Annotated in this window: 21 protein-coding genes and 1 riboswitch; of the genes, 8 read left to right on the top strand and 13 right to left on the bottom strand. The window is 57.8% G+C overall.

All coding sequences use genetic code 11. The features are described from left to right. Positions 1-47: 47 nt before the first annotated feature. A complete protein-coding gene (locus HPC62_RS23905) occupies positions 48-182 on the top strand; it encodes a hypothetical protein (RefSeq protein WP_255548873.1) in 135 nt (44 codons plus the stop codon). An 8-nt stretch (positions 183-190) separates the two neighbouring features. On the opposite strand, the gene HPC62_RS08570 is transcribed toward HPC62_RS23905, so the two are convergent. From HPC62_RS08570 to HPC62_RS08535, 8 genes are all read right to left on the bottom strand, one after another. Beyond that, entirely contained in the window at positions 191-1,918 is a 1,728-nt protein-coding gene (locus tag HPC62_RS08570; RefSeq protein ID WP_172354841.1) for a succinate dehydrogenase/fumarate reductase flavoprotein subunit, read from the bottom strand. 131 nt (positions 1,919-2,049) lie between these two features. Next, positions 2,050-2,358 (bottom strand): hypothetical protein, encoded by a 309-nt coding sequence (locus HPC62_RS08565; RefSeq protein ID WP_172358854.1) that lies wholly within the window; start codon positions 2,356-2,358, stop codon positions 2,050-2,052. A 327-nt stretch (positions 2,359-2,685) separates the two neighbouring features. Next, positions 2,686-4,092 (bottom strand): lysophospholipid acyltransferase family protein, encoded by a 1,407-nt coding sequence (locus HPC62_RS08560; RefSeq protein WP_172354839.1) that lies wholly within the window; start codon positions 4,090-4,092, stop codon positions 2,686-2,688. A gap of 131 nt (positions 4,093-4,223) precedes the next feature. Further along, on the bottom strand, positions 4,224-4,502 hold the full coding sequence (locus tag HPC62_RS08555) for a (2Fe-2S) ferredoxin domain-containing protein (RefSeq protein ID WP_172354837.1): 279 nt from the start codon (positions 4,500-4,502) through the stop codon (positions 4,224-4,226). Positions 4,503-4,683: 181 nt separating this feature from the next. Beyond that, positions 4,684-6,186, bottom strand: coding sequence for a sodium:solute symporter family protein (locus HPC62_RS08550; RefSeq protein WP_172354835.1), 1,503 nt, complete (start codon positions 6,184-6,186; stop codon positions 4,684-4,686). Between the two features lie 185 nt (positions 6,187-6,371). Then, positions 6,372-7,142 carry a hydrogenase nickel incorporation protein HypB gene (gene hypB / locus HPC62_RS08545; protein ID WP_172354833.1) on the bottom strand — a complete coding sequence of 257 codons (771 nt, stop codon included), beginning with the start codon at positions 7,140-7,142 and terminating at the stop codon, positions 6,372-6,374. Positions 7,143-7,242: 100 nt separating this feature from the next. Then, on the bottom strand, positions 7,243-7,623 hold the full coding sequence (gene hypA / locus HPC62_RS08540) for a hydrogenase maturation nickel metallochaperone HypA (protein ID WP_172354831.1): 381 nt from the start codon (positions 7,621-7,623) through the stop codon (positions 7,243-7,245). Between the two features lie 170 nt (positions 7,624-7,793). Further along, positions 7,794-8,978 (bottom strand): agmatinase family protein, encoded by a 1,185-nt coding sequence (locus HPC62_RS08535; RefSeq protein WP_172354829.1) that lies wholly within the window; start codon positions 8,976-8,978, stop codon positions 7,794-7,796. Between the two features lie 108 nt (positions 8,979-9,086). Beyond that, positions 9,087-9,232: riboswitch (guanidine-I (ykkC/yxkD leader) on the bottom strand. A 290-nt stretch (positions 9,233-9,522) separates the two neighbouring features. Between HPC62_RS08535 and HPC62_RS08530 the strand changes: the two genes are divergently transcribed. Then, complete coding sequence (locus HPC62_RS08530; RefSeq protein ID WP_172354827.1) at positions 9,523-10,584, top strand: linear amide C-N hydrolase; 1,062 nt, start codon at positions 9,523-9,525, stop codon at positions 10,582-10,584. Positions 10,585-10,701: 117 nt separating this feature from the next. On the opposite strand, the gene HPC62_RS08525 is transcribed toward HPC62_RS08530, so the two are convergent. Next, a complete protein-coding gene (locus HPC62_RS08525) occupies positions 10,702-12,261 on the bottom strand; it encodes an FAD-dependent oxidoreductase (protein WP_172358853.1) in 1,560 nt (519 codons plus the stop codon). A gap of 428 nt (positions 12,262-12,689) precedes the next feature. Here HPC62_RS08525 and ftsH point away from each other — a divergent pair, with 428 nt between their 5' ends. The 4 genes from ftsH (at position 12,690) to HPC62_RS08505 (ending at position 17,096) form a co-directional block, all read left to right on the top strand. Next, complete coding sequence (gene ftsH, locus HPC62_RS08520) at positions 12,690-14,525, top strand: ATP-dependent zinc metalloprotease FtsH (protein WP_172354825.1); 1,836 nt, start codon at positions 12,690-12,692, stop codon at positions 14,523-14,525. Between the two features lie 626 nt (positions 14,526-15,151). Further along, positions 15,152-15,493: a cytochrome c6 PetJ gene (gene petJ / locus HPC62_RS08515; RefSeq protein WP_172354823.1), complete on the top strand. Its 342-nt coding sequence runs from the start codon at positions 15,152-15,154 to the stop codon at positions 15,491-15,493. Between the two features lie 7 nt (positions 15,494-15,500). Next, positions 15,501-16,439, top strand: coding sequence for a tetratricopeptide repeat protein (locus HPC62_RS08510; RefSeq protein ID WP_172354821.1), 939 nt, complete (start codon positions 15,501-15,503; stop codon positions 16,437-16,439). A 69-nt stretch (positions 16,440-16,508) separates the two neighbouring features. Continuing rightward, positions 16,509-17,096 carry a hypothetical protein gene (locus tag HPC62_RS08505; RefSeq protein WP_172354819.1) on the top strand — a complete coding sequence of 196 codons (588 nt, stop codon included), beginning with the start codon at positions 16,509-16,511 and terminating at the stop codon, positions 17,094-17,096. 534 nt (positions 17,097-17,630) lie between these two features. On the opposite strand, the gene HPC62_RS08500 is transcribed toward HPC62_RS08505, so the two are convergent. Both HPC62_RS08500 and HPC62_RS08495 read right to left on the bottom strand, forming a co-directional pair. Further along, positions 17,631-18,023, bottom strand: a complete 393-nt coding sequence (locus HPC62_RS08500) for a hypothetical protein (RefSeq protein WP_172358852.1) — start codon at positions 18,021-18,023, stop codon at positions 17,631-17,633. A 104-nt stretch (positions 18,024-18,127) separates the two neighbouring features. Further along, a complete protein-coding gene (locus HPC62_RS08495) occupies positions 18,128-19,876 on the bottom strand; it encodes an ABC transporter ATP-binding protein (protein WP_172354817.1) in 1,749 nt (582 codons plus the stop codon). A gap of 433 nt (positions 19,877-20,309) precedes the next feature. Between HPC62_RS08495 and HPC62_RS08490 the strand changes: the two genes are divergently transcribed. Continuing rightward, positions 20,310-20,726, top strand: a complete 417-nt coding sequence (locus HPC62_RS08490) for a DUF4359 domain-containing protein (protein ID WP_172354815.1) — start codon at positions 20,310-20,312, stop codon at positions 20,724-20,726. On the opposite strand, the gene lnt is transcribed toward HPC62_RS08490, so the two are convergent. Further along, the gene (gene lnt, locus HPC62_RS08485; RefSeq protein ID WP_172354813.1) at positions 20,671-22,527 is read right to left on the bottom strand and encodes an apolipoprotein N-acyltransferase; all 1,857 of its coding nucleotides are present in this window, start codon (positions 22,525-22,527) and stop codon (positions 20,671-20,673) included. The two genes, HPC62_RS08490 and lnt, sit on opposite strands and share 56 nt — an antisense overlap. 303 nt (positions 22,528-22,830) lie before the next feature. Between lnt and HPC62_RS08480 the strand changes: the two genes are divergently transcribed. Beyond that, positions 22,831-23,535, top strand: a complete 705-nt coding sequence (locus HPC62_RS08480; RefSeq protein ID WP_172354811.1) for an ROK family protein — start codon at positions 22,831-22,833, stop codon at positions 23,533-23,535. A gap of 20 nt (positions 23,536-23,555) precedes the next feature. On the opposite strand, the gene HPC62_RS08475 is transcribed toward HPC62_RS08480, so the two are convergent. After that, positions 23,556-25,565: a sensor histidine kinase gene (locus tag HPC62_RS08475; protein WP_216655344.1), complete on the bottom strand. Its 2,010-nt coding sequence runs from the start codon at positions 25,563-25,565 to the stop codon at positions 23,556-23,558. Positions 25,566-25,947: the final 382 nt, after the last annotated feature.

Here is a 25,947-nt window from a genome sequence, read left to right as displayed (position 1 = left end):
ACGGAAAGCTTTTTTATTTAGCGCTTGCCCAGGTTTTTATTTAGCGCTTGCCCAGTTTACAAAATTGGGTGGGCAACACGATCGCCGAGAGGTACGAGCGTTGGGAGATGAAGGGCGATCGCCCAGAGGCACGGGTGCTGCAAGATGAAGGGCGATCGCTCTGCGTAAGTCCCAACGGTTGATATTTCTGCTAGTATTTCCGCTCTTGGGGCTGGAACTGAGTGATAGTCACCGGGCGATAGCGTAGCTCAATGCCCGCAGGCGAGTAGTAAGCCATTGTGTGCTGAAGGAAGTTCACATCGTCGCGATCGGGGCAGTCTTCGCGGCAGTGCGACCCCCGGCTTTCTTTGCGGTTCAGTGCGCCCGTGAGGATGATTTCGCCCACAGTGAGCAGGCTTTGTAGCTCCAGAGCTTCGATTAGCTCGGTGTTCCACAGTTTGCCTTTGTCGTCTAGGAAGATATTGCCCGCCTGCTGGCGAATCGTTTGCAGCTTTTGCAGCCCTGCTTGCATTACCTCTTCAGTGCGAAACACGCCGCAGTGATCGGTCATGCAGTCCTGAAAGGCTTGCCGCACCGTGTTGATTCGGTGTTCGCCGCGCTGGTCGAGCAGGGTTTGGATACGCTGACGGGCTTCGCTGAGGTAGGGTGTCTCGTTCAGGTCGGGTAGCTTGCGGTTTTGCACATAGCGGGCGATCGCCGCCCCCGTCCGCCGCCCATACACCACGCACTCTAGCAGCGAGTTGCTGCCCAGGCGGTTTGCGCCATGCACCGACACGCAGGCCGTTTCCCCGGCGGCAAAAAAGCCTTCCACTAGCGTCTCGTCGCCGCTCCGCACCTGTCCGTCAGTGTTGGTGGGAATGCCGCCCATCGAATAATGCACCGTCGGGCGCACAGGGATCGGCTCATGCACCGCGTCTACGCCCAGCAGCCGATGAGCTTCCTCCCAGGCAAAGGGAATGCGGCTCATAATCTTTTCGCGACCGAGGTGGCGCACGTCGAGATGGACGAAGGGGCCGCCCGCGCTGCCGTCTCGGTGAATGCCGCGTCCGGCTCGAATCTCTTTCACGATCGCCCGTGAGGTAATGTCTCGCGGAGCCAGTTCCATGCGGCTGGGGGCGTAGGTCTTCATGAAGCGATCGCCTTCCGAGTTCACCAGGTAGGCCCCTTCGCCGCGCACCGCCTCCGAAATCAGCACCCCCACGCCATACACGCCTGTTGGGTGAAACTGCACAAACTCCATGTCTTCCAGGGGTAATCCGGCGGCTGCCGTCATGGCCAGCCCGTCGCCTGTCGAGGCAAAGTCATTGGACGTGGTGTTATACACGCGCCCATAGCCCCCCGTAGCAAACATCACCGCCTTTGCCCGCACCACTTCCAGATGCCCATCGCGAATGCGGAACATCACCAGTCCTTTCGCCTGCTCCTCTTCCAAAATCAGGCGCATGACGTACCACTCGTCGTAGATGTGAACGCCGTAACGCCGCAGGTTGTTCACCAGTTCGTGCAGGATGGCGTGCCCGGTTTTGTCGGCGGCGTAGCAGGTGCGGTTGTGGGAATGGCCGCCAAAGGCTCGCTGGGCGATGCGTCCGTCAGGCAGGCGCGAAAATAGCACGCCCATGTGTTCCAAGTCGATCACCACGTCGGGCGCTTCGCGGGTGAGGATTTCCACTGCGTCCTGGTCGGCGAGATAGTCAGATCCCTTCACGGTGTCGAAGGCGTGGGCTTCCCAAGAATCTTCGCTATCGACATTTTTGAGCGAGGCCGCCATGCCGCCCTGGGCAGCGACCGAGTGGGAGCGAATCGGGTGCGTTTTGGCAATCACCGCCACGCTGAGGGATGGATTCATGCGGGCAATTTCGACAGCGGCGCGGCATCCGGCCAGTCCGCCGCCCACAATCACAACGTCGTGATCAATCATGCTAGTGTGCTGGGTCGGTGTTCTCCTGTTCTCTATGGTGGCGTAAAACAAAAGCTCCCCGCCGATTGGCAGGGAACTTCTTTAGAAAGTAGCGATAGAAAGTAGCGACTTTCTGAGGCGGAGAAGGGGGGCTAGCTGAGGCTCTGGGCGGGGCGCTGGCCCGAAACGGTCACTTTTTTGCTGGTGGTTTCTGTAGCAGGATCGACCGACGAAAACTCGATGTGGTTGAGCAGCGTCGTGACGAAGGCAAACAGCAGGAACGGCAGCGATAGCACCAGGATCAGCCCTACCGTCACCAGGGCAAACAGCGGGCGACTCGTGCCCATCAGCGCCAGCGCACTGGCCAGGCTGAGGAAAATGACCACCAGCCAGACCACCACCTGACCGTAAATATCTCCAAAGGACAGCGTGCAAGTGACGCGATATTTTTCCATATTCATGACCGTTAACCCATTTAGCCTTGAGTGGTTGGCAAACCTGCATTGCGGCGGCTTTGGCGATCGCCCAGTGAGGCGCATCTCGCTTACCCCAAAAGGCAACGCAAGTTGAAGCGCATAAAACTAATGGACTAAGCGTAAAGCGTGAGTTGAGCGATCGCCCGAAGTCCTCAATCTCTCTTAAGGTTTCTGCAACATCTGTTTAATCACAACATCTGTTTAATCAAATTAATCATTAATCAAATTAATCAAATGAAGTTAATCAAATGAAGTATCGCAGCCAACACACCACTGCTCGACCATGCCTGCATCGGCTGCCAGCAAGCTCACTCACCGAATCAGGCTTTCCATCGCCGTTTGCAGGTCTTGGGTCAACTGTGTGACGGCTTCGCGGCGGTTGGCGCGATATTGCTCAGCGCGATCGCTCACCGAGAGGGGCGTGCCAACCGTCATCACCACGCGGCGCGGCCCCAGACGCAGGGGCGGTTTGGGTGCTTCGCCCTTGAGGCGGTTCACCATGTTTCGCAGCAGCAGCAGCGTTTCGGCAAAGCGCTCGGCGGTGGGCTTTTCCATGACATAGCGGCCGGTGACGCTGACGAAATTTTCCACCAGGCGCATGTGCCAGATCCGCAGGTCAGCCTCTTCGGCGATGCGGTCTGCCAGACCGCGCTCGGCGGGCGACAGCGCCTCCAGATTCAGGTCTTCGCGAAAGATGCGCTCCCACCCGGCTTGCTCCAAACGGCGACAGCGATCGGTGAGGCTGCCTTTGGGGGCGATCGCAAAAAATTCTTCTGCCACCCTCAGCGCCGTGTCCAGCAGCGACTTCAGGCGGGCGGCCAGGCGGGCGTTGGGGTCGGCATCGGCCGGCAAGTCGGGCAACACGAGCGATCGCCCGTAATATTTGCTGTAATAATTCTCCATCTGCGTTAACAACGTTTCGCCCAGGTTTAATAGCCGCTGATAAAGCTGGGTCTGCTGCTCTAGCGTGGGTTCTGTGCCGTCTTGCAGGCCCAGATAGGCCGTCGGCGAAACGCTGGCCCGAATACCCGTGTCATATTCCAAATCCAGAAGGAGCTGTTCGAGCGATCGCCAGGGCGGCGTGATGTAGTGATACTGGATGCCCACGGGCAGCAGCGCCACGGTTTCTGTCCGCTTGGCTTTTTGCAAATCCTCCACACACCAAAAGCCAAATTGAGCAATTCCCGGCTCCAGCGGGCTAACGATTTCGTTGTGTCCATTCGTGCCGCCCTCTGGCGAGGCGGCCATCGGAAATTGACCATTCGCAAACAGATCGCGCACCGCCTTCAGGCTCACCAGATCTGCCTTGCCCCGCTTCACAGGCACACAGCCCATCTTGGGCAATAGCCAGCCGACAAACTTTCCTGCCCACAGCGGAATCCCCCGGTCATAGATAAAGTGGGCGTGAACTGGCTTTTGCAGCGACACGCCCAACTCTCGCGCCGTCTGGGGCACCGACCGCGACAGCAACCACAGCAGCGAAAACGGGTCATCCGGCGTGGGATGCCGAAACGCCAGCAAAAATCGCGTCTTCCCCGCCTGAAACTGCTGAAACAACTCAACCAATTGCTTGGTGTTTTCCACCTCCACATCGGCGATCGCCACTCGCAGCTTCATCCAGGACGGCAGCACCGCACACATCCCCCGATAAACCAGCGGGTCAAAATCGGGCGGAATAAACTCCAGCGGGGGTTGGACTTGGGTGATAGGGGAGGGCATTTGGGGAAGAGGGAAGAGGGAAGAAGGAAGAACGAAGAAGGAAGAACGAAGAGAGAAGAGAGAAGAGGGAAGAGAGAAAACTTCTGCTTTTCGTTTTTCGTTCTTCGTTCTTCGTTTTTTCTTTTTTCCCTTTATACCCCACGCAGGCGCATCGCTTCGACGGGTCGCCCCAACTGGAGATGCTGATGGGCGATCGCCCCCACTTCTTCTGGCAGCACGCGCCAGTACCACACCTCGTCTGGCAACACCAGCACCATCGGCCCGTTGCCGCACTGCCCCAAACAGCCGCTCGCCACAACTTCTACCCCCTCCACCCCCTCTAAACTTGCCGCTCGAAATGCCGCCAGCACTTGCTGCGCTTTTGCCTTGCGACAGGCGTTGCTCTGGCAGACGAGGACTTGGTAGGACATGGGAATCGGGGATAGAGAAATTAAGGGGTGGAATTGCTAGATTGCGTCCGAGACTCCCTCCATTATCCCAACCTGCCTATCCCAACCCGTCAACTCTCCACCCCCCTTAGCACGCCTTTTTCCCCTCTTCGTTCTTCCCTCTTCCCTCTTCCCTCTTCGTTCTTCGCTCTTCGTTTTTTCTCTACGACCTCTCAGCGGGCTGCATCGCCTCCAAATCCACCACTTCGGGCGCTGCGCCGCGACTGCGCTGGGTCATCAGCGACACGATCACAAAGGCGGCTAGCCCCAGCAGCGGGCTGATCAGCGTCGGGAATCCGTCAAAGTCGGCGGTGAAGATAGGGTTGGGAATGTAGAGCAACGTGTTGTCTGCGCCAAACATGGTAGGCATCAGCACAAAAAACAGCAGCCGCGCTACCGTGCCCACCAAAATGCAGGCCATTGCGCCGTAGCGAGTCGCTTTGGGCCAATATAGCCCGCCCGCCAGCGGCACCAGCAGCCCCGCAAAGCCCAGGTCAAACGCCAGCAGCAGCAAGATACCTGTTTGGGGCACCAGCAGGGCAAAGATTACGCCCAGGATGGTGATGACCAGTGCCATCGTGCGGGTGAGCGCTAGCAGGCGATCGCCCCCGGCGTTATGGTCGGTGTGGCGAACGCCGAGAATGTTGTGGGCAATCACCGACGAGGTTCCCAAAATTGCGCCATCGGCGGTGGAGAGAGACGCAGACAGAATCGCAGCGATCACCAGCAGGCTGAGCAGCGGCGGCGCCACGTTTTTGAGGAGCGACAGCAGGATGGGGCCGTCAGATTGGATGCCCAGCCCAGACAGGATGCCCGGTGTGCCCAACGCCATCATGGCAAAGGGAACGCCGATAATCACGGTTCCCAGAGAGCCGATGAGACAGGCCCGCTGAGCGGTTTCGGGGCTTTCGGCGGCAAAGACCCGCGCCATAAAGTCGATCGCCACAATGTCGCCCAGCCCCAGTGCCAGCAGGGTGGCCCAGTTCACTGCGGCTCCCTGGCCGGGGTCTACCAACTGTCCCAGGGCCAGCGGCCCCATGCCTTCGGGTACATTCAGCCCAAAGCTGCTGCTCATGAAGCCCAGCAGCGCCAGGGTTCCCAAGAAGGCGATCGCCACCTGAATTGCGTCCGTGTAGGCTACGGCAAACAGCCCGCCGCTAGCCGTGTAGGCAAAGACGATGGTGGCAATCAGCAGCACGCCTGCTGTGTAGCTCGTACCCAAAAAGCCCTGAAACAGGAAGCCGCCCGCCACCAGGTTACCTGCCAGCAAAAAGGCAAAGCTCAGCACCATGATCACCGAGGCGACGACCTCAACGCGCCGACCATACTTGACTCGATAGAAATCGGGCAGCGTGATCAGCTTCATGCGGTTCATCGGCTTGGCAAAAAACAGCGCCGTGAGAAGCAGGCAGAGCGCCAGCCCCAGCGGTAGGGACGCGCCCGCCCAAAAGCCAAACTGAGACGAGAGATCCATATTGCCCATCGTGGCGTTTGAGTCCACAGACTGGGCCATGAGGGTCGCCGCCGCTAGGGGCAAGACGAGGCCTCGCCCTGCGACAAGGTAATTCACGCTGTCGCCTTTGATCTGCTTGGAAGCCCAAACGCCAACGCCCAAGGTTCCCAGGAGGAATACAATAATCCCCCAGAAAAAGATATGTTCTGCCATAATGAGTTGTTCCTGGTCGATAAGAGTGAACGGTTGACAGTGGATTAAGCTGTCATCGATTTGGTTTCGGTCGGTCTGGGAGCCAGTTGGGGTGGGGTCGTGTCTCTGGCCGGAGGTGACCCCTGCCCCAACTGCTGACTGTGCGTTGTTGCACGCCTGATGCAAAGCCCTGATTGCAAACCCTGCTAGGGGGCGATCGCCATTGAGGAGGAGTCCGCAGGATGGGGCGAATGGTTTTGTGAAGGGTCTTGCGAAGGGTCTGATGAATGGTTTTGTGATGGATTGGGTGAATGAAGCTGCGATCGCACCCAATCAAACCACGCCTCCAGTCCTGCCCCAGTTTTGGCGGAAACGGGTAAGATAGCCACTCGCGGATTGACCTGGCGCACGTTTGCCACCAGCTTTTCCAGATCCACTTCTAGATGCGGAGCCAAATCCATCTTGGTAATCAGCAGACAATCGGCTTCGCGGAACATGATGGGATATTTCAGCGGCTTGTCTTCGCCCTCGGTTATGCTGAGCAGCGCGACCTTAGCGTGTTCTCCCACTTCAAATTCTGCTGGACACACTAGGTTGCCCACATTTTCCACCAGCACTAGGTCGAGCGTTGCCGGGTTGCACTGGTGTTCTAGCAGGTGAATGCCGCCTGCCACCATGCGCGAATCCAGGTGGCACGATCGCCCAGTATTGATCGCAACCACCGGAACCCTGTGCTGGCGCAGGCGGTCAGCATCGAGTTCTGTGATCATGTCGCCTTCAATCACAGCAATGTTGATTTGGGGCGCAAGTTGCTCCAGGGTGCGCTCCAGCAGGGCCGTCTTGCCCGCGCCGGGACTGCTCATCAGGTTCAGACAGGTGATGCCCCATTCGTCAAAATGGGCGCGGTTGTGGTCGGCTCCGGCTTGGTTGGCGTGGAGCAGGTTCATTTCGATCGCAGCGTCGTGGGTCAGGTGCATGGTGGTTCAACGGTGGGTATCGAGAGTATGTCGAGTCAGTCAGTCGAGCGTTTTAGCCGAGTCATCCGCCGAGTGAGTAAAAGGCAAAATGCCGAGTTACTTACCGGAGGGTGGCCAGGTCAGTGCTGTGGGCGGCGGCGTATTCAATCCGGTCAATTTTGAGTTCTCGCCCAGAGCGGATGTCATCCATAGGCGCGTGGCAGGTGGGGCAGGCATATTGCAGCCCAATCTCCGGCGCATACTCCTGCTGGCAGGTGTGGCAAAAGGCAATCAGGGGCGTTTCCTGAATCGCTAGCTCTGCACCGTGCAGGAAGGTGTTTTGGGTCTGCACGTCAAAGGCGAACCGCAGGCTAGCGGGTTCGACGCAGGTAAATCGCCCAACAATCAGATGGATGCACTGAATGGTGGGGCGATCGGGCTGCGATTCCCACCAGTCTTTGACCGTCAGGATGAGCGCTTTGGTCATGTCGGTTTCATGCATATCAGATTAACGGAGGAGTAAAGCGAGAACGCTGGGTGGAACTAGAAACGGATAGCAATTGGGGATGAGGGCGATCGCCCCAACACGCATCACGACAATATAAGTAGACGTTAGAAATAGACGTTAAGCGCATCATTAAGCGCATCATTTCATGCACAGATTCTCCATCGCTACGACCACGCCTGATCCACCGCCATATTTGCTTCGGCGTGAATGTAAGCGGGCTTTTCCCGGCGCGGCAGTTGCCCCGAAATAACCAGATGCGCCATCGTGTCGCAAATTACGCGAGTCGCCATCAGCGCCGTCATATCGCTGACATCGTAGGGGGGCGAAACTTCCACCACCTCCAGTCCGCAAATGGGCGCACGCTGGACGATCTTGCCCAGCAGGGCCAGCGCTTCTCGCGGCAGCAGCCCGCCCGGTTCTGGCCAGCCTGTGCCAGGGACAAAGCCCGCGTCGATGCAGTCGATGTCGAAGCTGATCCAGACGCAATCAGTGCCATCGAGGGCCCGCTCTAGAGCAAATTCTGCGGCAGCGTCGATTCCCATTTCCGTAATGTCAGTCACCGTGAGGATGTTTGTCGCGCGATCGCGGCATACTTTCACCCCCTGGCGCGGCACCTGCCAGCCGCCGATGCCCAGTTGCACCAGGTTTTTGGCGGGGGCGTTTGCCATATTGGTCGCGTGAAACCAGGGGCAGGTGTGCATCCGCTCATCCAGGTCGGTTTCCTGCGTGTCCACATGGCGATCAAAGTGGATAATGCCGACTTTCTTATCTCCCAAATGCCGACACACGCCGCGCACCGTGGGAAAGCCAATGGAGTGGTCGCCACCCAGCAGGATCGGGAAGGCTCCCGACGCAAACACATGGGCAACCCCTTTGGAAATTTGGTCAAACGACTTTTCGTTGTTGGCGGGGATGGTAAACACATCGCCCACATCGCACAGCGTAATTTGCTCCCGCAGGTCTACGCCCAGTTCAAAGTTATATGGCGTGTAGAGGGCAGAGATGCGGCGGATACCCTGGGGGCCAAACCGCGTGCCAGGACGGTAGGTGGTGCCAGAGTCGTGGGGAATGCCGACGATCGCCACGTCATACTCTCCCACCTTCCGCACGTCTTCTAAGTAGGGCGCTTTCAAAAAGGTATTGATGCCTGCATAGTGGGGCAGTTCGCCGCGAGAGAAGGTGGGAATAGAGCGATCGCGGATGCTGTCCGCCGCCTCCAGCCCATACTCCAACCCCTTAGACACCTCCTGCTGCCAGCCCGTCAGCGGTAGCCTCGCCTCGCGCTCCAGCGCCCGCTGCGCCTCGAAGCTGAAAGAATTGGGAGCCTGAAAATTGGGTTCGTTCGTCATAACGCCTGTTCAACTCGTTCAATCTGGATGCAACAACAAAATGCAACAATCAAATGCAAAAATCAGATGCAACAACAAAGCCCAGGAAACAGGCCGCACAAGGCAACCGTCTCCCGGGCTTTTATCCCGCCGTGGAACTGGCAGAGACCTCAGTGGTGAAATGCTCTGAAACCAGCCTGCCCCTCTTGGACCAGTCGCTTACGCAGAACGTCTAAATCAACACTCTGAAAGCCGGAACCCTAGAAGCTAAATTCTTTTGTTGAATTAGACGGAGATTAGCAAGCGCAATGGATAAGATTTGTAGTTTCAGATACGATCCAGCTCGGACTTGTCATCGTTTGCTGATATTTAAAGGGTTTAAGGTGCTGATACTTAAAGGGTTTAAGGACAGGGTTTAAGGGGATGGGGGAAGTCGCAAAGCGCTACAGGCGGCCCTGAATGAACGTGTGAGCTTGCAGTCTGCTGATCTTGAAACGCAGAGGGCGATCGAGATAGGATGCGTCGCAAATGCTAAGATGCTCAGTTTGGTAACACCCAGTACACTATGAAACGTATCCCAAAGGCTCTGTTTGCTCTATTACTCTCCACAACGCTCCTCGTTGCAGCACCGGCCGAAGCCTGTACGCGGGCCGTCTATCAGGGCCCCGCAGGGCGTGTCCTCACTGGGCGCACTATGGACTGGAAGCTCGAAATTCTCAGCAATTTGTGGATTTTTCCACGGGGAATGGAGCGCAACGGCGCGGCGGCCGGCCCCAACTCAATGCGGTGGACTTCTAAGTACGGCAGCCTGATCGTCAGTGGCTACAACATTGCTACCGTAGACGGCATGAACGAGCCAGGACTAGTGGTGAATGCCCAGTGGCTCGCTACGTCGAAATACCCAGAAAACGACGGCAGAACGCCGCGCCTTTCGCTATCCATCTGGGCGCAATATTTTCTAGATAACTTTGCAACCGTGTCGGAAGCAATCGAGCATATCCGCGCCAACCCGTTTCATGTGGGGGCGGGCGAAGTGCCCGGCCAGCCGGGGCGACTGGCAACGATTCACCTTTCACTCTCGGATGCCACGGGCGACAGCGCTATTTTGGAATGGGTAGATGGGGAACTGCAAATTCACCACAGCCGCGACTATCAGGTCATGACCAACGAGCCAGTGTTTGAGCAGCAGCTTGCTATCACATCCTATTGGCAACAGATAGACGGACTCAGCTTTTTGCCCGGAACCAGCCGCGCCACCGACCGCTTTGCCCGTGCCAGCTTTTATATCAACGCCATTCCCCAAACCGACGATCCGCGCATTGCCGCCGCGTCCGTATTCAGCGTCATGCGAAATGTGTCGGTTCCCTATGGTATCAGCATATCTGACCAGCCCAACCTATCGACCACGCGCTGGCGTGTTGTGGCGGATCACAAGGACAAGCTGTATTACTTCGAGTCGGCAATTTCGCCCAATGTGTTTTGGGTAGATTCGAAAAAGGTGGACTTTTCGCCCGCTTCTGGGGTCAGAACGCTGGATCTGGGCGACAGACAGCAGGTGATCTTCTCTGGCGAAGTCTCCAGTCAGTTTGTGTCCGCAGCACCGTTTGTGTTTCAACCGTCCGACTGATGGATAGATAAGTTAGTTGGAGGCTACAAATGGATGACGTGTGGTATGGCGTTTCTACACCGCACGTCGAAGCCTTTCTCTGTCGAACTTCTTACCTGCTTCTTATCTGCTTCTTATCTATCGAGTGCTGACCGTTTCGGTGGTAGCTACTGGGTAGACCTCCAGGTTTTCGACGGGTGGCCCGTGTAGCACCTCGCCCTGGCAGCTAAAGCGGCCGCCGTGGCAGGGGCAGTCCCAGCTTTTCTCAGCAGCGTTCCAGTTCACGATGCAGCCCAGGTGAGTGCAGACGGGCGATACGGCGTGGACTTGTCCGGTTTCATCTCGATAGGCGGCAAGCTGTTTGCCTTCGATGGTGATGAGCTTGCCCTCGCCCATGGCCACTTCGTCAAAGGAGTGGTGCTGGAGCGCTTTGAGGCGATCGCCCACCCAGTGTATCCCCGTCTCCAGGTTGTTCTTGAGCGAGTCGGCGGTGACAAACGGCGTGGCCCGCAGCGAGTCGTAGAGATCTGCCCAGGGATTTTCGATGCCCAAAATCGTGTTGGCTAGCACTAGCCCAGCCGCCGTGCCGTTGGTCATCCCCCACAGGCTAAAGCCTGTTGCCACGTAGAGGTGATGGGTCATGGGCGTGAGCTTGCCAACGTAGGGCACTTTGTCAAAGGAGACGAAATCCTGACTCGACCAGCGATAGGCGATGTCTCGCACCCCAAAGCGCGATCGCGCGTATTCCTCCAGCCGCTCGAAGCGTTCCTCGGTGGCCTCATCGCTGCCCGTTTTGTGCCCCTCGCCGCCAATCAGCAGCAGTTGCCGATCCTGGTAGGGTGTGGTGCGGATAGAACGATAGCCCTCGCCCGTGCCGATGAACATGCCCTGGGGAGCGCGATCGCCCTCAATTGGCGCAGCGATGATATACGACCGCTTGGCATAGGACTTGGCGAAGAACAGTCCCTGATCCAAAAACGGCAGGTTCGTCGTCACCAGCACGTCCTTGGCGTGAACCGTGCCCTGTGCGGTCACAATCTGGCAGGGTTCGCCCTCGTTGATTTCCAGAACGCGAGAATGCTCAAAGATGTAGTTGCTGGGATCAGCGGCGATCGCCCTTGCCAGGTGCGCCAGATAGCGGCGCGGATGGAACTGAGCCTGGTTGCTAAAGGCAACGGCCCCGGCAATGGGGAAAGGCAGCGGCGTTTCGGTGACGAAACTGGCGGGTAGCCCTAGCGTTTGCGCCGCCTGAGCCTCATCGCGGATGGACTGAAGCTGATCGGCGGACTCGGCAAAGGTGTATGCGGTCTGGCGGCTGAAGTCACAGTCAATCTGCTCTCGCTCTACGAGTTGCGCCACAAATTCCACGGCTGTCTGATTGGCTTCGGCATAGAGCCGCGCCTTCTCTTCGCCCAAATCTTTGAGCAACTGCGCGTAGATCAGTTGGTGTAGCGAGGTCACTTTGGCAGTCGTATGCCCGCTCACCCCAGCGGCGATCGCCCCCGCCTCGATCACGGCAACGGTTTTGCCCGACTTGGCAAGCTGGTAGGCGGCGGTGAGTCCAGCCATGCCCGCGCCAACAATAGCGACATCGATCGTAACGTCGTTAAAGGTTTCGCTGATCAGGTTGGGATAGGTAGAAACATCCTGGGTGGAGTCTATCCAGAAAGATTGGGTGGAACTCGGATTTTGTGCCATTGGGAGTCGTGTCATAGGGAAGTGCTTGATGGGGCGTTCTCAACGGTTAGCCAGGAAGGTCAGTCAAGATAAGATCAAGGAAATCAATCCAAACACGGTTTCAGAAAATTTGGAAAACCGCAGCTTTGCCCAAAGCCTATCGTCCAATGCCTGCGAGCGAGATCTCTCAGCAGATTGAGTCAGTGCGCTCCGAAAGGCAGACCTTTTCTGCAATGGGGGTCTATCTTCGGAAAACCCCACTTAAGTATGGTAAGAACCGCCATGATTGCATTTCTAGAGCGTGAGTCCTTCGGGAAACCCGCCTGATTGAGTGAGGTTTTCGGCTCTCTGAGTTAGGGCGATCGCCCTGAAAATCAAGAATGTGAGAAGTGCGATGTGAATTGAGCGATCGCCTTTTTCATGCTTGTTGCATTCAGGACTTACTGCCGATGAAACCGGATTCTCGTTCCCTTTCGACCTACAGCACCTTTCTCGATCAGGTGAAATCATCCCAGGTGCAGCGGGTTGTGATTAAGCGCGATCGCATTGATTACTCGCTGAAACCAGAATTGGGTGGAGAGCAGTTCTACACCCTTCCCAACGGCCCGACCGACACGCTGCCGGGTCTGCTGCGTCGCCACGGCGTACCCTTTACCAAGCTCGATGACAACGGCGACACCTCTGGGCTAGTGGCAGGTATCTTACTTTCCACCGGGATGCTGGTGGGGATGTTTGCTTGGCTGGCAAGGCTGAATCAGGCGGGGGGTGGCTCCAACAACAGCACCCCTGGCAGCAGTTTTGGGAGTGGCTTGGGCAATAACTTTGGCGGCGGCTTTGGCGGGCTGGGCGTAGGCATGGGCATGGGCAGAAGCAACGCCCGCGTCTATAACCAGGCGGGTAAAGGGAAGGTCACCTTTGCTGATGTGGCCGGCGTAGACGAGTCTAAACAAGAACTGCAAGAAATTGTGGACTTTTTGGCGAATGGCGAGAAGTATCGCCGCATTGGGGCGAAGATTCCCAAGGGTGTGCTTCTAGTGGGCCCGCCGGGGACGGGCAAGACGCTGCTGGCCAAGGCGATCGCCGGAGAAGCAGGCGTGCCCTTCATCAGCATGTCTGGCTCGGAGTTTGTGGAAGTGTTTGTTGGCGTGGGCGCGTCTCGCGTGCGGGATCTGTTCAACCGCGCCAAGCGTCAGGCTCCCTGTATCGTGTTCATCGATGAGCTAGATGCCATCGGCAAAACCCGCAGCGCCAACCCCGTCGGCGGCAACGACGAGCGCGACCAGACGCTAAACCAACTGCTGACGGAAATGGACGGCTTCGACGGCAACGACGGCGTGATCGTGATCGCCGCCACCAACCGCCCAGAAATCCTTGACCCGGCGCTGCGCCGCCCTGGCCGCTTCGATCGGCAAGTGCTGGTGGATCGCCCAGACAAGAGCAGCCGTCTGCAAATCCTCAAGGTTCATGCCCGCCCAGTGAAGCTGGGAGAGGATGTGGATCTGGAGGCGATCGCCGCTCAAACGGCAGGCTTTTCCGGGGCTGACCTGGCCAACTTGGTCAACGAAGCGGCGCTGATGGCCGCCCGCAACAATCGCCAGGCCGTGCTGATGGCGGATGTCAACGAAGCCATCGAGCGGGTGATTGCGGGGTTGGAGAAGCGCTCTCGCGTGCTGACCCCGCTGGAGCGGCAGACCGTTGCCTATCATGAAGTGGGCCATGCGCTGGTGGGGGCGCTGATGCCTGGAAATACTAAGGTGTCGAAGATCTCCATCGTGCCCCGCGGACTGGGGGCGCTGGGCTATACGGTGCAAACGCCGGAGAGCGATCGCTTCTTGCTGCTTGAAGATGAACTGCGCGGCCAGTTGGCAACGCTGCTGGGCGGGCGCTCTGCGGAAGAAATCGTCTTTGGCAAGGTGTCTACCGGAGCCAGCGACGACATCCAGCGGGCCACCGACCTAGCGGAACGCGCCATCACGCAATACGGCATGAGCGAAACCCTCGGCCCCATCGCCTTCGACAAAAACCAGGCGCAGTTCCTCGATGGGGGCAGCACTCGCCGCGCCATCAGCCCAGAGGTGGCCGCCGAAATCGATCGCCAGGTCAAGCAAGCGCTGGACAAGGCCCACGACATGGCGCTGGACATCCTCCGCCTCAACCGCGACCTGCTGGAGTCTGCCACCCAAACCCTGCTCAAAGAGGAGGTGCTGGAAGGCAGCACGCTGGCGGCAATTCTCGCCCAGGTGAAGGCCCCCGAAGGTCTTCAACCCTGGCTGACCCAGAGCTAAGCCTCGTTCAGGTTCCGATTCAACAGGAAAGGCGCAAAGGTATCCAGTAGATATCTCTGCGCCTTTTGTCTTAACTAGTCCTGCGGCTCTATTCAGCCTATGGCAAGGCTTGAGGAAGGGTGGCCCGCGCAGCAGTTAAGAAAAAGCGGAGCAGGCAAGGCCTATCCCGCTTGAGGAGCTAATGAACTTGGTTTGATAGTGCCGCCAGTCTGGTGTTGACCAGGAAAGGAGGCGATCGCCACACCCGCCAGCATTGACGCAGGAGCCGGAAATCCAACTAAACGGCTTTGCTAGAATCCGGAGTGTCCTGAGAAACCCAGACCGCCGCCAGAGTTGGGCGGACGATGCGCTCACTAACTTTTGGAGACGCTGCCCTTAGACAGCCGCCTCCAACTGAGAACCAGCTTATTGAACGCTGAGGAAAGGCAAGAGAAACGCGATGTGTAACTTTCGATTTGCCCTCATCCCCCAACCCTTTCTCCCAATTTGGGAGAAAGGGAGCAAGAGAGGCTTGAAGTCCCTAGTGAAGCGCCAAAGGGATCTGATTTGACGGGCTGTCTTTTGACAATGCGGCTAGACTTCGAGACGATAAGCCTCCAGAAGGTTGATATCTGGAGAACACAACGATGAAACGAATTTTGCAGGCGCTTTCGATTGTGCTGTCGCTGGTGATTGGGCTGGGGGCGATCGCCCTGCCTGCCCGTGCTGATGCGGATTTGGCGACGGGTGCAAAGGTATTTAGCGCCAACTGTGCCGCTTGCCACGCGGGGGGTATTAACCTGGTGAATGCCGAAAAAACCTTGAAGAAAGAAGCGCTGGAAAAATTTGGCATGAATTCCGTCGCCGCCATCACGACTCAGGTAACCAACGGCAAAGCCGGGATGCCTGCGTTTAAGGGACGGCTGACCGATGAGCAAATTGCCGCCGTCGCTGCCTATGTCCTCGATCAAGCCGAGAAGGGCTGGTAGGTGGCCCATGCAGGAGCCAGACCCTCGGCGGGTTTCGCAGCGTATGGTTTTGGGGCTGGTGGCGCTGGGGCTGATGTTGACCCTTTGGTGGAGTAGAGGTTCCAGCGCGATCGCCGCCGAGGTTGCGTCCCAGCAGCCCGATCGAGCAGCCCTGACCGCTGGGGTGGCGGCGTTTCGGCAGGGCGATTATCCAGCGGCGATCGCGGCCTTCAGCGAGGCCCTCCGCGCCAACCCAAATTTGGCAGCGGCCTATGGCGATCGCTGTCTGGCGCGAATTTATCAGCGCGAGTATGCCGAGGCGATCGACGACTGCACCCAAGCGCTGCGGCTCGATCCGCGCAATACCGAAGCGTATCTCAATCGTGGGCTGGCGCACTATCGTCAGGGCAGCCTAGACGAGGCGATCGCTGACTTTACGCAATTGCTGAGCCTCACGCCCCACGACCCCCGCGCCCGATACAATCGCGGACTGGCAAAGGTAGCGCAGGCAGCGTATCGGGAGGCCATTGTGGATTATGGTGAGGCGCTGCGACAGGCTCCGCCCCAAGACCGCAAGATGCTGGCCCAAATTTACACCGATCGGGGGCTGGCGGAATTGCTGGTGTCCGATTTGCGAGGGGCGATCGCCGACCTGACGCAGGCCATCCAACTGGATAGTGGCAATGCCCGCGCCTACCTCAACCGCGCCTGCGCCTATCACCGTGATGGAAACTTGGTGGCGGCTCTGAGCGATTTTGACCAGGCCATTGCCATTGATCCAACCTATGCAGAGGCGTATTTTGGGCGGGCAATGGTGCGACAGCAGCGCGGTGAGTCTGGCAGCGCGATCGCCGATCTGCGAGAGTCGGTGCGCTATTTTGGCGAACACCCGGAGCTTGCGCCAGATACCTATCGGCAGGCGGTGCAGTTGCTCAAACAATGGCGATCGCACACTTCGATCGGCTAGCGTCAGGTATTCATTTGACGTGTGCATTTCACGCCTTCAAGATGCAGATGATCAAGAAAGATGAGTAGGATGAGTAAGAAAAGATTAGATAATACGAGAAAGGGGTTCAAACTGGGCTGGGCGATTCGCGAAGCGATCCTTGCAGGAATTGCCGTTGGCTGTGGGGCGATCGCAGTTCCCACAGGTCTGATTCACGCTTCTACCTCCATGCCCCTGCGCTACGCCCACGAAGGACACTCGCATAGCCAACCGCACGACGCAGGCTCAACCCATGCCCACCCGCCCCATTCCCCGCATCAGGGCGCACATGACCACGAACACGGGATGCTGGAAATTCCTGCCGGACAGCCCATTCCCACGGTCGAACTGGTGATTCATCCAGATGCTCGTCGGGGCTGGAATTTGGAAATTCAGGTGACAAACTTTGCCTTTGCACCAGAGCGGGTCAATCAAACCAGCAGTTTCCAGGAAGGGCACGGTCATTTGTACATTGACGGGGTGAAGATAACCCGCCTGTATGGAAACTGGTATTACCTGGAAAGCCTCGCCCCTGGAACCCACGAAATTACCGTCAGCTTGAACGCAAACGGGCACGAAGCGCTGATGCATAACGGACAGCCAATTCAAGCGACCCAGCAAATCGTGGTGAAACCCTAGAATGCTTAAACACGCTGCTGGATGAGACTCCCTTACGAATAGAAAGTTGCACAGTGCGATGGATCACTAGATGCGCGATCGCCCTGTGCTGAGCAGACAGTAGTAGATGTAGCCGTGGAAAGCCGGACTATTGTCCCAGCGTGACGTAGCCGATAGTGACGTTTGCCATACGGCACCAAATCATATCCGACTGCTTTGAACACACCTGTGTCCAGAACAGACACCTACTGTTGGGCAATTTCAAGCAATTTCAACAAGCAATTTCAATTTGAGTGGAGATGCAGGTCTGGGCTTGAGGATTGGCGATCGCTCCGGTAGGGGCCGCAAGAGCCAGCGAGGTGTCGGCTTAAGCATGAACCGCCAAGCTGCAGCCAGCCTAATGTCTCCCTGAGCGGAGACAGGTAAGATGCTGAGAATCTTCTGAAGGGCGATCGCACTGGGTTCAAGTCAAGCGTAGTGCAAGAGTCTGGCATCACGCAAAGCGTCTGAAATCAGAGCGTCCGAAATCAGAGCGTTCAGGCTACGATGCAAATCCTACTCCTCGTCCGAGGCCTGGCCGTCGCGCCGCCCCAGTTCGTACACTGCCGCGCCAATGACAGACAAAATACCCATGCTGACCGACCAACTGCGCCCCAGGCTTACGTCACTTAGATAGTTCAGTCCCGCACCAGCAATCACAAAGGGAATCACGCTGAGCAGCGAGGCATAGAAGCTGTTTTGGGCTTCGCGGGCGGCGCGGGTGCGCTCAAACTCGGCTTGTGAGGTGTAGAGCGATCGCTCGGCGAAGTTCAGCCAGCGGCTAATCTGATCCATCACCCAGTCGCTTAGGGGCGAAAAGCCGAGGTATAGCGCCAGCGCCCACAGCCCAACGCCTGCAACGGTGGTCGAGTCAATCGCCAGTCGGAACGGCAGCAGTTCGCTCAGCATGGGGAGTTCTAGAGGCAAGGGGCAATACATTAACAAGTATTAATGATTGTAAACTCCTTTGCAATTCTCTGCGAACGCTCTGATGGACGCGCTATCGAAGAATTTCATTGAAGAATTTCTTCCAGCTTTTGCTGTTCCCAGAGCGTCTGATATAGACCCGGTTGCGATAGGAGTTCGGCATGGTGTCCCGCTTGCACAATGCGCCCGCCATCCATGACCAAGATGCGATCGCTTAGGGCGGCAGCCGAGAGCTGGTGCGTGATGAACAGCACCGTCTTCCGCTGAGTTCCTTCTCGCAGGTTGGTGAGGATTTCCGTCGCGGTCTGGTTGTCCACGCTGGAGAGCGCATCGTCCAAAATCAGTACGGGCGCATCGATCAGCAGAGCGCGGGCTAGGGCTGTGCGCTGTCGCTGTCCGCCAGAGAGCGTGATGCCGCGTTCGCCAACGATGGTTTTATACTGCTGCGGAAAGTTGAGAATTTCTGGATGAATCTGCGACTGCTTGGCGGAGGCCTCTACCTCGTCCTGCTCGGCTTTGGGGTCGCCATAGCGAATATTGTTTTTAATCGTCGTGCTGAACAGGAAGCTCTCCTGGGGCACGTAGGCGATCGCCCCCCGCAGGTCTCGCAGTCGAATTTGCGTAATGTCGTAGCCGTCGAGATACACCTGTCCTGGCGCAATGTCCAGCAGGCGGGGCAGGGCGTTTGCCAGGGTGGATTTGCCAGAGCCGATGGGGCCGACGATTGCCACCGTTTCACCCGGCTGAATCTTGAAGCTCACCCCATCCAGCGCGGGCCGAACTGCACCCGGATAGGTATAGCTGAGATGGTCGGCACAAAGCCAGCCCTGCACCTCCGACCGGGGCAGATGAATCGCGTCGGGCGCATCGTCGATTTTGGGCTGCTCCGCCAGAATGTATTCCACCCGGTCGATGCTGACCTCGCCGCGCTGGTAGGCCGTGATTGTGAAGCCCAGCAGCGCCGTGGGAAACACCAGCCGCTCGACATACAGCAGCATCGCCAAAAAATCGCCAATGCTGATGCGCCCACTGGCAATTTCGCCCGCCCCCAGCGCCAGCAGCACCAAGAGGCTAATACTCGCCAAGCCGCCCAGCAGGGGAAACAGCGTCGTGCGGGTGCGGGCCAGGGCCAGGTTTGCCTTCAGCAAGTTTTGGTTGCGCTCGGCAAAAGCCTGGCGCTCGTTTTCTTCTTGGGCATAGATTTTGATCAGGGCAATGCCGCTGATGTCTTCTTGGATTAGATCGCTGAGGTCAGAGGTGCGCTGCTGCACCTGAAGCTGCTGGTTTCGCAGGCGATCGCTAAACAGATGCACCAGGAAAAACATCAGCGGGTAAATGGCGATCGCCACCACCGTCAGCCGCACGTCAATGCTCAGCATCACAGGCAGCGTCAGCGTGTAGGCAAAGATGGTATTCGCTAAGCTCAGCACGGCAAACCCCAGCAGCCGCCGAATATTGTCCACGTCGCTAGTGGCCCGGCTGATCAAATCGCCGACTGTATTTTCAGCAAAATAGGCCGGCTCCATCATCAGCAGGTGGCTAAAAATCCGCTGCTTTAGGTCAAATTCCACCAGCCGCCCCACGCCAAATAGCCAGATGCGCGACAAAATCCGCATTCCCCACATCACTGATGCCAGGGCAAAAATCCACCCTGCGTAGAACGTCACCCGGCCAAAGCTGAAGGTTTGCTGAAGCTCGTCAATGCCCGACCGCAGCAGCAGCGGAATATAGACCCCGATGCCATTCACCAGGAGCAGCGCCAGAATGCCGCCTGCGGCCAGTCGCCAGTGGGGGCGGAGGTATTGGCGCAGTCGTTGGAAACGGGAGATGACCATGTTGGGGGAAGAGGGTGGGCGATTTTGGATTTTGGAGATTTTGGATTTTGGATTGCTAATCAAGCGTCTACAAGCTTCCGGCAGCTTCCTTCGTCGCTACCTGGGAGAATCGTTGATACTGAGGATGAAGCGCGTAGCTCCTTCCCTCAATTGCGTTTCTGTTTGTTGAGGGGGGTGCAAGGGAATCGACTCGAGGCAATCAACGACCCAGAAAGCTTTAAAGCACTGTCTAAAACACTGTCTAGAAACTCTCTGCCCCTCGCAAGCGTCCCTATGGTCATTGCCCAATTGTAATTGCCCGGTGGGGGCATCAGCGCGATCGCCCTGTGGGATTGAAATCCTTGGAATGGGGACGACAGGCATCAGTCGGGGATCTACGCTAGGCTAGCGAAATAGGTCTGGAATGCATTGGCACGCATGGGTAACGGAGCGTATGAAGCGCGGATCGATTGGAATTTGGATCGGGCTGGCGATCGCTGCTGCGGGCATTGGCATGGCGGCGACGAATCCGGGTGAGGCGGCCTACGATGAATATGCCACCGCTCGTCTATCCGAGTATTTGAATCAGGAAGTATGTCCCGATGCGCCCGATGTGTTGGGCATCGACCTGGAAGACCTTTGTGCGGATCTGGTAGAAGACAACCAGGGCGATTTGCGGGAAATCATTTCCGACAATACGCAGCGCTCTAACTATGGCGTGCTGAGCCTCTATCAAACGAACCTGTCTGCCCATCGGCTGCTGCCTGCGGAGATTCGCTCCTTTTTGCCGCCGCAACTGCTGCCGGCCTATCGCTTCAAGACGGTGGGGGTTTTGGGGAATTTCGTGACCTACGAAGCCAAGAAGCAATAAGAGGAATTCCCGTAGGGATCGCTTCACGAATCACGCTCAGCCCTGCCAACAGCACCAGCAGCCAGTCGCCCCAGCGGACGTAGGGCGTTTTGCTCCGGCGGCGATAGATCGAGGCAGCGTGGGTTTCCAGCGTTTGATCCCCCGACAGCCAGACCGTTTCTCCGTGCGGGTTGACGATGCCAGACAGGCCCGTGTTGGTGACGCGCACAGCCCAGCGATCGCTCTCAATCGCCCGCATCACGTCCTGGGCCTTGTGTTGCAGCATCATGCGGCGGGGGTAGGGGTCGTTGTTGGAGGCAGTCAGGATAAACTCGCCGCCCGCCGCCGCCTGCTGCCGAAATAAGTAGCTGAAGGCAGATTCATAGCAAATGGCGGCGATCGCCCGTCCCACTGGTGTATCAAACCGCTGCTCCAAGTGCCCTGGATGCATCGAACCCTGGATGAGCGACAGCCGCCCCACTACGCGCCCCAGCACCTCCTCAAAGGGAATGTATTCGCCCAGGGGCACTAGCTTCACTTTGTCGTAGTGTCCGGCAATCTCGCCATTGGGAGCGAGGGCAAACAGGCTTTGAGTCATGCGGCGTTCTTGCCAGCCGACCGTGCCGACAATCGCCGGAACGCCCCGCGCCAGCACTGCCTGGTAGAGGGGATGTCGCGCCTGCTGCGCCGTGCCCACCCACACCCAGGGAAACGCCCCCTCCGGCATCACCACCAGATCTACGCCTGCATCCGCCAGCGCGTTGTAGCCCTGGGTATAGCGTTCTAGCGCCAGCCGTTCGCCCGTTTCAAACAGCTTGATCCGCGTTGGCACATTGCCCTGCACCAGCCCCACCGTCAGCGCTTGGTTGTCCTGATCTGCCAGCGGTTGCCGCAGCAGCACCCAGCCGCCCAGATGCGTCGTCGCCAGCAGCGCCAGCGCCAGCGCTAGATACCGACTCGCGCTTGATGGGGAACCTGGAAGCGGCGGGTGATTCCCGTTGGGGGCGCTTTGCGAATTGCGCTCCGGTTCTGCCGACACACGCTGCGGACGAGTGCGCCACGCCAAAAAGCTTTCTGCCAGCAGCCCGTTCACCGCCACGATCGCCGCCGTCACCGCTGTCGGGCCAGACAGTTGCCCCAGATGCAAAATTGGCAGGTTGTGGGGGCTTTGGGTCAGCGCTAGGGAGGTCCAGTAGAGCGGGCTATGGCTCCAGAGGGTTTCGGTGGCGCACCAGAGGGCAGTTCCAGTCAGAATCAGGAAAAGTGGGCGGGTAGGCGGGTGGGCGGATGGGAGCGTGGGGCGAAACAAGCGAGCGGCAAGGGAAAAACCCAAACTCCAGACTAGGGGGATGGCTGCGCCCCAGAGGGTAATGAACACCCAGGCGAAGAGGGCGATCGCCACGCTGCCCAGCCAGGGAATCCCCATCCAGGTCAGCGGGTGCAGATCCACGATCCAGGAGAGGGCTAGACCGTGGTAGCCCATGCCCCAGAGGATCGGGAGCAACGCGCAATTCGCGAAGAAATCTTGACGGGAATCGCCCCACCGAAACGTCCTCGTTATCAAGGGGGATTGCGGGGAATCGGATGAAGAAGCGCGATCGCCCCACCCAGAATTTCTCCTCACTATGACCCACAGCGGAGCCAGCGCCACCCACGCCAGCCACCAGGCGTTCGCAGGCGCAACCGTGCAGCCCATCGTCAGTCCGCCAAGCAGAGCGACCAGCCCCCAGATGCGACGGGGACGAGGCTGGGTTAGAGGCTGGGTTAGAGCCTGGGTGAGTGGTTTGCGGATGTTGCCAAACAGCTTCAAAAGGGTCGGCATGGGCAAAAACAGGCGAAATTCAGCCAAGATACTGCCCCGCGAGGGGGATTTTTGGAATGCTTTACTGAACCAACTGACGCTGACGAGGGCAATGAGCCTGCTGACCTGTCTCGATTTTAGATTTGCGATGCTAGATTTGCGATGTTGGCGTGCTCGGTCAGCGTTTACCGCGCTTGTGGCACGTTCATTCGTAGCGCCCTGCCGGAGGATTAACTGGGGCACCAACTTTTCAAAGTTCCTTAAATCCGCCGCCTTAGCCCGCAAACAGCCTCTATAGTTTGCTCATAAGGATTAACAGGCGACATGACAACCACAACACCCCCTCTTCATACCCTGGCAGTAGACATCGGCGGCAGCGGCATCAAGGTGATGGTGCTGGACGAAGCAGGCAACCCTGTGACAGAGCGCGATCGCATTCCCACCCCCGACCCCGCCAAGCCAGGGCCGATGATTCAGGGAATTTTGGGACTGGCCAGCGGCAAAGCCTTTGACCGGGTTTCGGTCGGGTTTCCGGGCGTGGTGCGAAATGGCATCACAGAAACCGCCGCGAACCTGCATCCCGACTGGATTGGGGTAGATCTGGCGACGGTGCTGATCGAAAAGCTGCAAGCGCCTGTGCGCGTGATCAACGATGCCGATATGCAGGGGCTAGGGGCGATCGCCGGAACGGGCGTAGAAATGGTGATCACCCTGGGCACGGGCGTTGGCTCGGCGATGTTCCTGAACGGGCGACTCGTGCCCAACCTGGAACTGGGACACCACGAGTTTCGCAAAGGGCAGACCTACGAACAGCAGTTGGGCCGCGCTGCCTTCGACGAGGGCGGCAAGAAAAAGTGGAACGAACGGCTAGAAAAGGCGATCGCCCAATGGCAGCGCGTGTTTAACTACGACTATCTCTACCTCGGCGGCGGCAACGCCAAGGAAATCAACTTCACCCTGCCCCCCCGCGCCAAGGCCGTGCCCAATATTGCAGGACTACTGGGCGGCATTGCTCTCTGGCGCGATTAGGACGCATTGCCCAATCGACCTTATGAACTAACCTTAATGCGCTCTGGGGTGTCTGCCTTAGTGTCGGGATCGAAGGTTGAGGTTTGGGAATCATCCACCACAGGCAAGGTAATTTCGACGGTCGTGCCTTTGTCCAGTCCCTCACTGTAGAGGTCGATCGTGCCGCCCATGCGCTCCACCAAGTTGCGCGAGATTGCCAGCCCCAGCCCCGTGCCCTCAAACTTGCGGGTAGTAGAGCCGTCCGCCATCACAAACGGGCGAAATAGCTTGTCCTGCTGTTCTGGGTCTACGCCGATGCCCGTGTCTTTGACCGAAACCACAATCCAGTCTTGGGGGCGGGTGTTGGGGTTTGTCAAATCCCCACCGTCTCCATTGAGGGAAACCCCGTCGCTGACCAGCTTGCTAAACTCAGACTTTTGGTTGCGGCGAATGTCGATCGTAATGCTGCCTTCGTCGGTAAATTTCACGGCGTTGGATACGACGTTCAGCAGCACTTGCTTCAGCCGAGCTGGGTCAGCCCGCACCAAAATTTGCTCATCGAGATCAGGAGCCGTCAGCCGGAGCTGCTTTCGCTGAATTTCAACCGCCTGTAGCTCCAGCACTTCCTTCAAGATTTGCCGCAGATCCACCACTTCTAGAAAGAGCCGCAGCTTACCCTGCTCGATGCCGCGAATGTCTAGCAGGTCGTTGATGATTTTGAGCAGGTGAATTGCTGCCTTATCGGCCTGCTCCAGCAAATCCAGTTCCTCTTCGCGGGTGTCGCAGTAGCCGTCTTGCACCAGCCGAATGCAGCCGATGATGGCGTTGAGCGGCGTTCGCAGTTCGTGGGAGGTCGTCGCCAAAAACTCGCTCTTGAGCTGGTTGGCGGCTTCGGCCTCTTGCCAGGCCGACTCTAGCTCGTTGGCGCGATCTTCCAAGCGGCTGACCATGCTGTTTAGCACTTCTGCGAGTTGGTTTAGCTCGCGCACCTGAAAGTTTTTGGGCATTCGAGCTTTAACATCGCGCCGATCCAGATGGCGGGCGTATTTGCCGAGCTTTTCGATGGGCAGAGAGATATCGCGGGCAATGTAGAGCATCGCCAGCATGTGTGCCGTGAGCAGCCCACCCGTCAGCAGCGCCAGGATTTGGCTGATGGACTTTAGACCCTCTAGCGCGTAGTCAAGCCGGGTAACGGCCAGCACCGTCCAGATGCGTTTTTCGGTGGGGCTGATGCTGACTTCGATGGGCGTAAAGCCTGCCAGCCATTCGGTGCTGTCGCCTGAAAAGTTGAACAGGTGACGCACTGCCCCATCGCCCCTAGCGGTATTTTCCAGGATGTTTTCAAAGCGATCGCGATCGCCCTCTTCGGCAATATTGCGTCCTACCTTTTCGGGAAATGGGTGCGACAGGAATGTCCCGTCCTGGTCGATCACCGTCGTATAGCCCAGCAACGACCAGGGCTGCGCCACCTCAATCTGTCGCAGCACCGTTTGCACCGTCAGCCCATAGCGGGGTCTGCCATCGTTGGTGTAAACAGGAGTGCTGATCACCAGATCAAGCTGGCTATTCATTGGTTCTTGCCGCACCCGCCGTCGCGGCTGGGTATCTAGGACAGACCTCTGGAAAGGATTAATAGCGCTGGAGTCGGGCTGGTAGCGCCAGGGATGGTCGTCGAGCGACTTGATTGGCTCACTGCCGCAGGTGCTTGCAACGATTTGATCGGTGTACAAATCCGTCAACTGCAAGCACTGGGCCCCCGGCAGTTGGGGCAGCAATTTTTCCAGAAAAAGCTGGCTTCGAGCCATGTCCCCGGCTTGCAAGCTTTCGGTCTGGCTGGCGATCGCCAGACTGGTTTGAAGCGAGTCGATGCTGCTCTGAATCAGGTTGCCCTTACGAATCGCGCTCTCGGTCAGGTTTTGCCGTGCTGTTTCGAGGAGGCTGGTGCGGGCTTTGCGAAACGTCACTGCCACCCCCAACAGCAAGATGGGAATGCTAAGCAGCAAAATTCGCATCAGCAGCAAGCGGCGGAAGGAGGGCTGACCACCAGGCATAGCGATTCCCGACCTAAAGGGCATACTCCACTTTAAAACACTAAGATTTGATTGCTTCTGACCGAGCCACAGATTTGTTCAGACCAGGCAAACTTCTTGAAGTCTTCATAAAGTTGGAAAGCTTTCGCGGAAATACTCAGAGGCGCAATTAGCCGTAATCTGCTGTCTAACTTACCGTCTTCATCTCCTGTGCCAGTCTGCTTCTGTGCCAGTCTGCTGATATGCCAGCCTGCTCATGTGCCAGTTTGCCAAACGCTGAAAAACGGATAGAAACTCCGCAATTAGACGATTTTTCTCGATTGCAGCCCGTGAAAAATCGTCCAAAATCCAGAAAATCGCTCACAAGTGCGTAGAACCTAGCTGATTTTATAGACTAATTTTC

The sequence above is a fragment of the Thermoleptolyngbya sichuanensis A183 genome (assembly GCF_013177315.1).
Taxonomy (GTDB): Bacteria; Cyanobacteriota; Cyanobacteriia; order Elainellales; family Elainellaceae; genus Thermoleptolyngbya; species Thermoleptolyngbya sichuanensis.
This window is presented reverse-complemented; position numbering and strand designations above follow the sequence as displayed.

What these genes read in the sequence shown, in the direction of transcription:
- HPC62_RS08570 (WP_172354841.1), bottom strand. Translation starts at nt 1,918, where the DNA reads ATGATTGATCACGACGTTGTGATTGTGGGCGGCGGACTGGCCGGATGC.
- HPC62_RS08565 (WP_172358854.1), bottom strand. Translation starts at nt 2,358, where the DNA reads ATGAATATGGAAAAATATCGCGTCACTTGCACGCTGTCCTTTGGAGAT.
- HPC62_RS08560 (WP_172354839.1), bottom strand. Translation starts at nt 4,092, where the DNA reads ATGCCCTCCCCTATCACCCAAGTCCAACCCCCGCTGGAGTTTATTCCG.
- HPC62_RS08555 (WP_172354837.1), bottom strand. Translation starts at nt 4,502, where the DNA reads ATGTCCTACCAAGTCCTCGTCTGCCAGAGCAACGCCTGTCGCAAGGCA.
- HPC62_RS08550 (WP_172354835.1), bottom strand. Translation starts at nt 6,186, where the DNA reads ATGGCAGAACATATCTTTTTCTGGGGGATTATTGTATTCCTCCTGGGA.
- hypB (WP_172354833.1), bottom strand. Translation starts at nt 7,142, where the DNA reads ATGCACCTGACCCACGACGCTGCGATCGAAATGAACCTGCTCCACGCC.
- hypA (WP_172354831.1), bottom strand. Translation starts at nt 7,623, where the DNA reads ATGCATGAAACCGACATGACCAAAGCGCTCATCCTGACGGTCAAAGAC.
- HPC62_RS08535 (WP_172354829.1), bottom strand. Translation starts at nt 8,978, where the DNA reads ATGACGAACGAACCCAATTTTCAGGCTCCCAATTCTTTCAGCTTCGAG.
- HPC62_RS08530 (WP_172354827.1), top strand. Translation starts at nt 9,523, where the DNA reads ATGAAACGTATCCCAAAGGCTCTGTTTGCTCTATTACTCTCCACAACG.
- HPC62_RS08525 (WP_172358853.1), bottom strand. Translation starts at nt 12,261, where the DNA reads ATGGCACAAAATCCGAGTTCCACCCAATCTTTCTGGATAGACTCCACC.
- ftsH (WP_172354825.1), top strand. Translation starts at nt 12,690, where the DNA reads ATGAAACCGGATTCTCGTTCCCTTTCGACCTACAGCACCTTTCTCGAT.
- petJ (WP_172354823.1), top strand. Translation starts at nt 15,152, where the DNA reads ATGAAACGAATTTTGCAGGCGCTTTCGATTGTGCTGTCGCTGGTGATT.
- HPC62_RS08510 (WP_172354821.1), top strand. Translation starts at nt 15,501, where the DNA reads ATGCAGGAGCCAGACCCTCGGCGGGTTTCGCAGCGTATGGTTTTGGGG.
- HPC62_RS08505 (WP_172354819.1), top strand. Translation starts at nt 16,509, where the DNA reads ATGAGTAAGAAAAGATTAGATAATACGAGAAAGGGGTTCAAACTGGGC.
- HPC62_RS08500 (WP_172358852.1), bottom strand. Translation starts at nt 18,023, where the DNA reads ATGCTGAGCGAACTGCTGCCGTTCCGACTGGCGATTGACTCGACCACC.
- HPC62_RS08495 (WP_172354817.1), bottom strand. Translation starts at nt 19,876, where the DNA reads ATGGTCATCTCCCGTTTCCAACGACTGCGCCAATACCTCCGCCCCCAC.
- HPC62_RS08490 (WP_172354815.1), top strand. Translation starts at nt 20,310, where the DNA reads ATGAAGCGCGGATCGATTGGAATTTGGATCGGGCTGGCGATCGCTGCT.
- lnt (WP_172354813.1), bottom strand. Translation starts at nt 22,527, where the DNA reads ATGCCGACCCTTTTGAAGCTGTTTGGCAACATCCGCAAACCACTCACC.
- HPC62_RS08480 (WP_172354811.1), top strand. Translation starts at nt 22,831, where the DNA reads ATGACAACCACAACACCCCCTCTTCATACCCTGGCAGTAGACATCGGC.
- HPC62_RS08475 (WP_216655344.1), bottom strand. Translation starts at nt 25,565, where the DNA reads ATGCCTGGTGGTCAGCCCTCCTTCCGCCGCTTGCTGCTGATGCGAATT.